The organism is Novosphingobium sp. (assembly GCF_041915465.1).
Classification (GTDB): domain Bacteria; phylum Pseudomonadota; class Alphaproteobacteria; order Sphingomonadales; family Sphingomonadaceae; genus Novosphingobium.
The window spans coordinates 1-10,246 of sequence record NZ_JAYSBK010000107.1; the positions used below are offsets into that span (position 1 = coordinate 1).

Annotated in this window: 7 protein-coding genes; 1 reads left to right on the forward strand and 6 read right to left on the reverse strand. The window is 66.2% G+C overall.

Annotated features, from left to right (window positions below; genetic code table 11):
• The 3 genes from ACE3SN_RS14360 to ACE3SN_RS14370 form a co-directional block, all read right to left on the reverse strand.
• Positions 1-995: DHA2 family efflux MFS transporter permease subunit (locus ACE3SN_RS14360; protein ID WP_374531142.1), on the reverse strand; the 995-nt coding region annotated here is incomplete at its 3' end.
• 8 nt (positions 996-1,003) lie between these two features.
• Positions 1,004-2,149 (reverse strand): efflux RND transporter periplasmic adaptor subunit, encoded by a 1,146-nt coding sequence (locus ACE3SN_RS14365; RefSeq protein ID WP_374531144.1) that lies wholly within the window; start codon positions 2,147-2,149, stop codon positions 1,004-1,006.
• A gap of 35 nt (positions 2,150-2,184) precedes the next feature.
• Entirely contained in the window at positions 2,185-3,639 is a 1,455-nt protein-coding gene (locus ACE3SN_RS14370) for an efflux transporter outer membrane subunit (RefSeq protein WP_374531146.1), read from the reverse strand.
• A 30-nt stretch (positions 3,640-3,669) separates the two neighbouring features.
• Here ACE3SN_RS14370 and ACE3SN_RS14375 point away from each other — a divergent pair, with 30 nt between their 5' ends.
• The gene (locus ACE3SN_RS14375; RefSeq protein ID WP_374531148.1) at positions 3,670-4,311 is read left to right on the forward strand and encodes a TetR/AcrR family transcriptional regulator; all 642 of its coding nucleotides are present in this window, start codon (positions 3,670-3,672) and stop codon (positions 4,309-4,311) included.
• Between the two features lie 24 nt (positions 4,312-4,335).
• On the opposite strand, the gene ACE3SN_RS14380 is transcribed toward ACE3SN_RS14375, so the two are convergent.
• From ACE3SN_RS14380 to ACE3SN_RS14390, 3 genes are all read right to left on the reverse strand, one after another.
• Positions 4,336-6,210 carry a methyl-accepting chemotaxis protein gene (locus ACE3SN_RS14380; protein ID WP_374531150.1) on the reverse strand — a complete coding sequence of 625 codons (1,875 nt, stop codon included), beginning with the start codon at positions 6,208-6,210 and terminating at the stop codon, positions 4,336-4,338.
• Between the two features lie 71 nt (positions 6,211-6,281).
• Positions 6,282-8,798, reverse strand: coding sequence for a TonB-dependent receptor domain-containing protein (locus tag ACE3SN_RS14385; RefSeq protein ID WP_374531152.1), 2,517 nt, complete (start codon positions 8,796-8,798; stop codon positions 6,282-6,284).
• 110 nt (positions 8,799-8,908) lie between these two features.
• On the reverse strand, positions 8,909-10,021 hold the full coding sequence (locus ACE3SN_RS14390; protein WP_374531154.1) for a DUF2332 domain-containing protein: 1,113 nt from the start codon (positions 10,019-10,021) through the stop codon (positions 8,909-8,911).
• Between the last annotated feature and the right edge of the window lie 225 nt (positions 10,022-10,246).

A 10,246-nucleotide genomic window follows, 5' to 3' on the forward strand; every position in this document is an offset into this window, starting at 1 on the left:
TTTTCCATCACCTTGCTGGCGAGGGGGGCGACCAGCACCGCAAAAACCCCGATGAAGGCCATCACGTGGCCGCTCTCGCTGGCCGAATAGCCGATCACCGATTGCAGCCACAGCGGGATGAGCACGACCATCGACATCATGCCGCCGAACCCGAGCGCCATCGCGATCGTGCCGACCCATAAGGTCTTGTGGCGCAGCACGCGCAAATCGACCACGGGGTGCTGCTCGGTCAGTTCCCAGATCAGGAACAGGCCGAATCCGATCATCGAGGCGATGAACAGACCCGTGATCATGCCCGAATTGAACCAGTCATATTCGCGCCCAAGGTCAAGCACCAGCTGGAAGCAGCCGACGAAGATCACGAGCAGGAACAGCCCCACCGCATCGATCCGCGCGCGCAGGATCGGGGTTTCATAGCGGGCCACTAGGTTGATCACGATGCCCAGGCACAGCGCGGTGATCGGCAGGTTGATGTAGAAGATCCACGGCCACGACCAGTTGTCCGAGATATAGCCGCCCACCAGCGGGCCGATGATCGGCGCGGAAATGGTGGTCACGCCCCACAGGGCATTCGCGGTGGCCATCTTTTCGCGCGGGAAGATCCGCAGCATCAGGGTCTGCGTCAGCGGCATCAGCGGGCCGCCGGCAAAGCCCTGGAACACGCGCAGCACCACCAGCAGTTCGATTGTCCGGGCGATCCCGCAGAGCACCGAGAACAGCGCAAAGCCCGAGAGCGAGAACAGCAGGCTGCGATAGGTGCCGAACCGCGCGGCAAGCCAGCCGGTCAGCGGCACGGTGATCGCTTCGGCCACGGCGTATGACGTGATCGTCCAGGTGCCCTGCGAGGGCGAGACGGCCAGACCCCCCGCGATATGCGGGACCGATACGTTGGTGATCGTCGTGTCGAGGATGACGATAAAGTTCGCCAGCGCCAGGCCAACGGCGGCCAGCCACAACCGCAAACCGGTCAGCGGATTGATCTCGGCGTCGGTCATGGCCCGGTTCAGTTGCCGCGCGTGTCGATCACGGCATCCATCGTCAGGCCGACGCGCAGCGGGTGATCCTTTAGCTGCGCAGGGTCGAGCCGGATACGCACGGGCAGGCGCTGCACCACCTTGACCCAGTTGCCGGTCGCGTTCTGCGCAGGGATCAGGGCAAAGGCCGCGCCGGTGCCGCCGGCGAAGCCCACGACGGTACCCTTGAACACCACGTCGCTGCCATAGAAGTCCGAAGTCAGCTCCACTGGCTGGCCGGGCTTCACCTTGCGCAGCTGGCTTTCCTTGAAATTGGCATCGACGAACACGGCGTCGAGCGGAACCAGCGTCATGATCGGGGTGCCCGCCGCGATGCGCTGGCCGACCTGGACCGTCCGGTTGGTGACGATGCCGCTGATGGGGGCGCGGATCACGGTGCGCTCAAGATTGAGCTGGGCCTGGGCAACGCGGGCCTGGGCGGCGACCACATCGGGTGCAGTGCCTTCGCTCAGCCCGGCGGTGAGCGCCGCGCTGCCGGCAAGGTCCGCATCAGCGGAAGATCGCGTCGCTTCGGCCGCGGCCAGCGCGGCCTGCGCCTGGCCCAGCGCGGCCTGCGCGGAATCATGGGCGGCGCGGGCCTGCGAGAGCTCTTCGGCGGAAACCGCACCGGTTGCGGCCAGCGCGGAACGGCGCTGCCATGCGTCCTTGGCCTTGTTGAAATCGGCCTGGGCCATCCCGAGCCGGGCGCGCGCCTGGGCGACGTCGGCGCCGCGCGCATCGACCCGCGCGCCGGACGCGGTGGTCGCGGCCTGGGCCTGGCGGAAGCGCTGCTGGGCCTGCTGCAAGGCCGCCTCGGCATTGGCCAGTTCGATCCGCGCGTCGGCATCGTCCAGCACGACCAGCACGTCGCCCTGCTTGACCTGCTGCGTGCTGCCCACCCGCACTTCCTTCACCGTTGCGGTGATCTGGGGGGTGACCACGGCGGTATCGGCACCGACATAGGCGTTGTCGGTATGCACCCGCCCCGCCTGCGTCACGAAATACCAGATGCCCCAGCCGATCGCGATCACGGCGACGGCGCCCATGAAAATGCGCAGCGCCTTGCGACGCTTGTCGAGCAGAGGGTTTTCTTCCGAAGTTTCCGGGGTGATGGGGGCGGCAGCGTCAGCGGTCATGGCGGGGGTGTTCTCGGATCTATCGGGGAGGGGAGTCAGAGCTTGGCGGTGCTGGCGGGATCGAACCCGCCGCCAAGGGCGCGCGCCAGCATCACGTCGAGCAGGTAGCCGCGGGCTTCGAGTTCGACGACGCTGCGGTGCGCGGCGAGAGCGGCATCCTGCGCGGCGAGCAACTGGAGCTGGTTCGCGATGCCTTGCGTATAGCGCAGCTGCACCATCCGCGCGGCTTCGCTGGCCGCATCATCGGCGGCGCGGGCCGCGGCAAGCCGCCCTGCCAGCGCGCGCTTGGAATCGAGCGCGTCGGCCACTTCGTGCAGCGCGGTCACGAGGATCTGCTCATACCGCGCGACGGCCTCGTCATAGGCGGCCCAGGCCACGTCATAGCGGCCCCGCAGTTGCCCGCCCTGAAAGATCGGCAGGCTGATCGCCGGGCCGAAACTGGCATAGGTCGATCCGCTGTCGAACAACTGGCCAAGGCCCAGCGATTGCAGGCCGACCACGGCGGCAAGATTGATGTTGGGGTAGAACCCGGCCCGCGCGACCTTGACCCGTTTGGCCGCGGCATCGGCCCTGAGCAGCGCGGAGAGCAGATCGGGGCGGCCGCCGATCAGGCTGGCCAGCAGGCTGGTGGGAACAGAGCTTGCCCGGCCAAAGTCGATCGCAGGCTGGGGCAGGCGGGCACCATAGCCGGGGCCTTCCCCCGCCAGCGCGGCAATCTGATTGCGGACGAGCGCGATCGATTCGTCGATCGCGGCAAGGTTCTGGCGCGCAGTTGCATGGCGCGAGCGTGCGGTTTGCAGTTCGGCCATGCCGTCGATCCCGGCCCGCTGGCGCTGGGCGGTAAGCTCTTCGGTCTGGGACAGGACCAGTGCGGTGTGGACTGCCACATCGCGCTGGGCGTAAAGCTCGGCCAGGTTGCCCCAGGCAAGCGCGACGGCGCTGGTCAGCATCAGCCGGGCCTGTGCCGCATCGACCCTTGCGGCCTCAGCCTCGCTGCGCGCGGCGGCGAGGGCAGCGCGGTCACGCCCCCACAGGTCGAGGTTGAAGCCCAGCGTTGCCGCCAGGTCGCCCCGATCCAGCACGCCGTGTGGCACGAACTGTTCGGGGAAGCCCATGTTGTAGCTCTGCTTGGTTCCGCCCGCCGAACCTTCGATCGCGGCCGAGGGCAGGGTGGCGGCTCCGGCCTGACGGGCCTGGCCGTCTGCCGCCTTGATCCGGGCGGCGGCGATGGCAAGGTCGGGCGATCCGGCCAGCGCCTTGTCGATCAGCGCGTTGAGGCCGGGATCGCCATAGGCGGTCCACCAGGTGTCGGAAATGGCCTGAGCCCCCGCGCTGTTGAGATCGGTCGGGACATCAAAGCGCGCAATGCTGCGCGGACCGGACAGCGGGATATCCGCCGGGACCGAAGCGCAGCTTGCGAGAGTGCTGCCGATGACGAAAAGCGCGGCGGTGCGAGAGAGCAGGGAAGTGTACTGCATGGTATTGTTCATTGCGTCGGGCCGCGCGGCTTGTCAACCGCAATGATACTGGATAGTACGGTCAATATGGCCAAGGGTGAGGTTCCAACGAGGCAGGATCTGCGCCGCCGTGCGATTGTCGCGACGGCGCGCAAGGCGTTTTTGCGCGGTGGCTATGGCCAGACTACGATGTCCAGCATTGCCGCGGCAATCGGCGGTTCGAAGACCACGCTGTGGAGCTATTTCCGCAACAAGGAGGATCTCTTTGCCGCCGTGATCGACGACCTGGTCGAGCGCTATGGCGAGGCGCTGCGCCTGCCGTTGCCCCCCGATGGCGATCCGGCGCAAACCTTGCTGGCGCTGGGCGAATCGCTGATGCGCACGATCCTGCGCCCGGAAATCGTGGCCATGCACCGGCTGGTTACGGGCGAAGCCGGGCGCTCGCCCGAACTCGGGCGGACCCTGTTCGAGCGCGGGATCCGTCGCGGACAGGCGCGCACCTCCGAATGGATCGCGCAGCAGATGGCAAGCGGGCAACTGCGCGAGGACGATCCGCAGCGGGCGGCGCAGCAGTTCCTCGCCCTGTGCCAGAGCGGCTGTTACCAGCAGCACATCCTGGGCGTCTGTGGCCGCCCGTCCGGCGAGGCGGTGCGCGCCGATCTGGAAGGCGCCGTCGCCACCTTCATGCGCGCTTACGCGGTGTGACGGCGCCCCAGGCAATTGGCCAGATCAGAACTCGGACCAATCGTCATCCTTGAGCGCAAGGTTCCCGCTGGAATGAGTGGTCGCGGGTCCGGTGACGGGGGCAGCCGACACGGGCGGCGGGGCGGGCCTGCGCGGCGCGGCCCTGGCCGTGAAGCGCAAGGGTTCGGCCGGGCGGAGCCAGCTGTCGCGCCGGGTCTGCGGCTGCCCGATCCTGAAGCTGGCAAAGGCTTCGGACAGCTGTTCGGCTTCCTTCGCAAGCGCCTGGGTGGCGGCGGTGGTTTCTTCCACCATCGCGGCGTTCTGCTGGGTCATCACGTCCATCGAGTTGATCGCCGCATTGACCTGGGTCAGACCCTCCGACTGCTGGCTGGCGGCGTCGGCAATCGCCTCGATCGCCTGACTGACCGAGCCGACCCGGCCGATGATCCGCTTTAGTGCAGAGCCGGTTTCGTTGACCAGTTCGACGCCCGAGCGCACGTGCTCGGTGGCCGAATGGATCCGCGATTTCACGTCGCTGGCGGCTTCGGCGGCCCGCTGGGCAAGCGCGCGCACTTCCGATGCGACCACGGCAAAGCCCTTGCCGGCTTCCCCGGCGCGGGCGGCCTCGACCCCGGCATTGAGCGCGAGCAGGTTGGTCTGGAATGCGATCCCGTCAATCACGGCAATGATCTCGGCGATCTCGCCGCTCGCCTTTTCGACGCCCTGCATCGCCTCGATCGCCTTGCTGACGACCGCGCCCCCCTGTTCGGCCTCGCCGCGCGCCTCGGTCATGGCGCGGTTCGCATCCGAAGCAATGGTCGCGCTTTCGCCGACCTTGCGGGTGATTTCGGACATGGCGTGGACCGAAGCCTGCAGGTTGGCCGCCTGCTGCTCGCTGCGATGCGAAAGTTCGGCGGTCGCCTGGCGGATCTCGGTCGAATTGGTGTTGATCGATTCAATGCTGCCCTGAACCGTGCCCATCGCTCCGCAGAGGTTGGCAAGGGCTTCGTTGAAGTCACTGGCCAGCCCCTCGAATGCTTCGGGCAGGCCCGACAGGCGCACGCTGAGATCGGCCTTGGCGACGTCGTGAAGCCTCGCTCCGACTTCGCGCATTGCCGCTTCGCGTTCGGCCACCGCGACGACCCGTTCCTGCGCCGCATCGCGGAACACAAGCACGGCCCGGGCCATGTCGCCCAGTTCGTCCCCGCGATCGGTTTCGGGCACGCTCACATCGTGATGACCGCCGGCGAGTTCGGTCATTGCGCGGGTCAGGGCGGTAATCGGCTCGGCAATCGAGCGCGACAGCGCGCGGGCCAGCGAGGCGGCGAGGCCGATCAGCAAGATCGCGCCAATCGCCAGGGCTACCCAGGCGGCGGTGATTGCCATGCTCTGACGCTCGGAATTGGCGGTCAGCTGCGCCTGTTGGTTATCGCGCAAGTCGCGCAGTGGCAGCACTGCATCGCTTACCAGCACCGCCTTGCCCGCCGCGCGGATCGCTTCCTGCGCCTGTTCGCGGCCGCCGGCCTTGACGACCGCGACATACTTGTCGCCCCAGTTCTTGCGCCAGGCCAGCGTTGCCTCGCGCGATTTCACGACCAGGGCGCGCTCGGCCGGATCGCTCAGCCGCTTTTCAAGATCGGCGGAGGTGCGATCGTATTCGTCGCGACCTTCGTAATAGGATTTGAGATAGCTTTGATCGCCAGTCACCAGATAGCCGCGCAGCTGGCTGTTCTGGCGCAGGATCGCCGTCTCCAGCGCGATCGCATCGGTGTGGACCGCGCTATTGAAGTTGTTCTGCTCGGTCGTGTTGGCGATCATCGCGATGTTGATGCCGAAGACCAGCATCATGATCGCGGCGGTTATGTTGATCGCGACGAACGATAGCCCCAGCTTGCGGGGAATGTCCATGGAATTGAACATGATGAGCGATTCCTAATCTGGTCTATCGGGCTCCCGGCACGCCGCGCGGCGCGCCGGGAGCCCGGCCGGGTTCAGAAGTTGAAGCGGAGCGACGCGGTGAGTGTGCGCCCATTGATCACCTGGGCGTTGCTCAACCCGCCAGCCGGCACCGCGGCGGCCGAAACCTGCACGACGCCCAGCTTGTCGAACACGTTCCAGGCATTGAGCGAAAGCTCGACCCGTTCGGCCGGGCGGAACTGGATGAACGGGCTGACGACGACGTAACCCGGCTGCTTGAGCAGGTTGACGTCCTGCGCATAGCTGCTGGTCGTCCCGTTGATCGTGGCGCCAAGCGTGACCGGGCCGGAATCGAACTGCGGCCGGGCCGAGAAGAACAGGCTCGGCTGGTGGCGCGGACGGTTGCCCTCGATCGCCGGATTGGCCGCATCGTGCTTGATCGTCGACTTGGCATAGGTCGCACCGAGCGAGAGGCTGAACGGCCCGTGCTCGATTATGCTTTCAAGCTCGACGCCCTTGGCATCGTAGGTCCGGTCGATCTGGAACACGACCACCGAACCGCCCGCATCCGCGCCGATCTGGTAGTTCTTGTCGACCGTCGAAGCCCAGAAGCCGGTGACGAACACGGTCAGGCCGGGCTTGCGGTACTTGAAGCCGATTTCGGCCTGCTTGACCGGGGCATAGGCAACCGAGGGATCGGTCAGGCCACCGCTGGCCGGGTCAAGCGTGGGAACGGACAGGATGCGGTCCGCCCCGGCGCGCCCGCCCTTGCTGTAGCGGGCAAAGACCGAAGCCTCGTTGGCCAGGCGGTAGTTCACGCCGACCGAGTAGGACACGTAGTCGTACTTGTAGTTGACGTTGCCCGGCTGGCTCAGCGGCAGGATCGTGGCGCGTGCCTCGGCGGCGGAGATTACGCCGTCACCGCTAAAGTCGAACGCGGCATCGCCGTTGCGACCGCCGCCCAGATCCGCGCCAAACACGCGGCCGGTGACATGGCCGTTGTCAAAGCGCACGCTGCCGCCAAGCGCGAACTTGCCGATCTGGTAGTTGAGCGAGGCATAGGGCGCGGTGACGCGGAAGCTGGCGTCATAGCGCAGGTGGTACTTCGAGATCGGGGCAACGATGCCGATGCCATAGGCATAGACGCCGTCCTGCGTCATGGGCGTGCCGCCTGCGGTATAGACATCGACCAGCGCCGAATTGCCGCCGCCGACCACGTCCTGCACGACGGAGGCAAAGTTCCAGTACATGTCGATGTTCTGCGACGAGTAATAGACCCCGGCCGTGGTGGTCAGTTTGCCTTCGCCCAACTCCCAGACCCGGCTGAGGCGCAGGTCGTTGGTGACATTGCCCATGTCGTTGAGCCTGGCGTTCATGTTCAGCGTGTAGGACAGCAGGCCGTTGCCATTGAGCGTGGCCGGGTTGGTAATGACCTGCCCGGCATTGGGGCCACTGGCATAGCTGAAGGTGGCGCCCGGACCCGCGACGACCATGCCGATCAGGGCCGACGGACCAAGGATCAGCGGCATCGCTTCATTGTATTCGCCGGAAATGGCGGCGTACCGGAACTTCTCGCTGACGGTCCAGCCAGCGATGTCGAACTGCGCTTCGGCGCCGAGCGACTTGACCACGCCGCGATTGCCGTTGCGCGCGTCGTTGGTGGTCAGGCGATTGTTCTGGTCAAATCCGGGGAGCGACGTGGTGTACTGGCTCGCCAGGGAATCGTGAACCGGATCGAAGCCCGGGACATTGGCATAGACGGGCGCATCGTTGGTGCCGGTGATCATCACCGGGGCCAGCGCGTAATTCGGCTGGCGATCGTCGAGGTACTTGGCGTTGAATCGGATATAGCCGTTGTCGAACTGGCGCGTGACGTTAAGCTTCACCTGGCCGCCCTTGAAGGCGGTGTAACCGACCGCGCGCGGGCCTTCGCCTTCGCGGTAGAAGCCGCCGACATGGAAGCGCCAGCCGCCGCCGAGCTGCGCGCCATAGTCGAAATCCAGGCGCTTGAGGTCGTGGTCGAGCCCGGCCGTGACCATCACCGCACCGCCGGTTTCCTCGCCGGTCTTGGAAATGAAGTTGATCACCCCGCCCGGCGAATTGGACGCAAAGGTCGAGGCAGAACCGCCGCGAATCGCCTGGATCTGCGACAGGCCCAGGTCAGGACGCACGAACTGGTCGACGCTGGCAAAATGGATGTCGCCGAATTCGAGCACGGGCAGGCCGTCTTCCTGGATCTGCACGAACTTGGTGCCGTCGGCCGCCAGAGGCAGGCCGCGCACGGAAACCGCCGAAAAACCGTCGGTGCCCGAGGATTCGGCACGGAAGCCCGGAATGTTGCCAATGATCCCGACGACCGCCGGGGTACCCAGGTTCAGGATATCCTGTTCGTCGATCGAACTGGCCGAAATCGCCGTGTCGAGCAGGTCGCGTCCCTTGGCGACGCCGGTGCTGAAGGCCTTGGCGCTTGCCTTTGCGGGCGCTGCGTCTTGATCCGCGGCAGGTGCGGCCCCGCTATCTCCCGATGCGGCGAGCGCGGGCGATGCGATGGCAATGGTGGCAGTGGCAAACAGGAACTTCCAGATCTTCATGGTACCCCCTCGGTGTAACTCGAGGAAGCGCCCTACCGGCCGGAGCTGACTATCGTCGTAGTGGCCAAGTAGGTGGAACTGCGAGGATTTCGGTCACTTTTCCCTTTGGATCACCGGCCCGCGAAAGGTTGGTCCTGCCATGCGATCCAATCGCCATAGGGGTGGCACAGGGCCAGGACACGGCTGCGTCCCGCCGCTTCGCCGCTGCCACTCCATTCGGTCAGCCGCAGTTCGACCGCGCTGCGATCGGCGCGCCATTCGAGCGCGATCCAGGCGAAGGGGCGGTCCGGCTGGGCCCGCGCGCCGGCTTGCAGGATCCGGGTCATGACGGCGCGGCGTTCGTCATCGCCGAGGTATTGCATGAACATCGAATGGAACACGACACGCCACGTGCCGTCGCGCTGCGGGCTTGCGAGCTGATGTTCAAGCCACGGCGCGGCGCGGCCTTCATCCAGCGCCGGGACATGCAGGCGGGCCAGCTGGATGGCGGCGGCCAGACGCTCGGCCCGGCAGTCCTGATCGGCCCAGACAAAGGCCATCAGCCGCTCGCGCGTGTCGGCGTCAGACAGGCGAAGTGGATGCAAATCGACCCCGCGAGCCGAAGCTACCTCTACCGGCGCGACGGCGGCAGCCGCGCCGCGCCACTCCGGCGCAATGCAGACCGGCGAAGCGATCTGACCGCAGGTCCGTCCGGCGAGTTCGTACCGGTAATGCCCCAGGTTGAGGTTGAGCCCGGCGCTGGCACCCAGTTCCAGCAGCTCGACTGGCAGCTGCCGTGTTTGCTGCAATGTCATCAGTGCGGCCATCAGCGCGCCCGCCCGGCCGACTTCGTTGGTCTGGGTCGGATGGGCCATCCAGGTGATCAGCTCACCCTCGCACAGCGCAAAGGCGCTGCTTATGGCCGCATCGAAATTGCCCGCGCGATTGCGATACAGCGCGGTCAGGTCGGGCATGCCGCCTTGCTGGGCCAGCGCATGCAGGCCGGCGTTGAGCCGCATCGCGACGGCGGCAGCGGCAAGATCGCCGGGCCAGGCCTCGATCAGGGCGCAAAGGCGCGGCGCTTGGCCGATTTGCCGCGCGGCGGAGGCCAGGATATTGCCGACAAAGCTCGAACCGAGGGTGCGCGCGACGGCGGATTGGCGGCGCAATTCGCGCTGCGCCCGAACAGGTTCGAGCGCCGGGCCGACGTGCGAACGGGCGATTGCGTGGATGTTCGTTCGCACGGCCAAGTCCGCCATTTTCCCTTGTTTGCAAAGATTTGCCTGAATGCTTCAGGTCTAGCCGGAAAGTCGTGTGTAACTTCGTGCGCGTGCCATAGGGTAAAACACCCAGCCCGGATTGTGTGCAATTATTGTCAATCCGATTGACATCAAGGGCCCGCCATCTAAACTGCGCCCCTGACAACCGGCGTTGAGTCCGGAGTATAGAGGGGGGCGTCAGTGCTACGT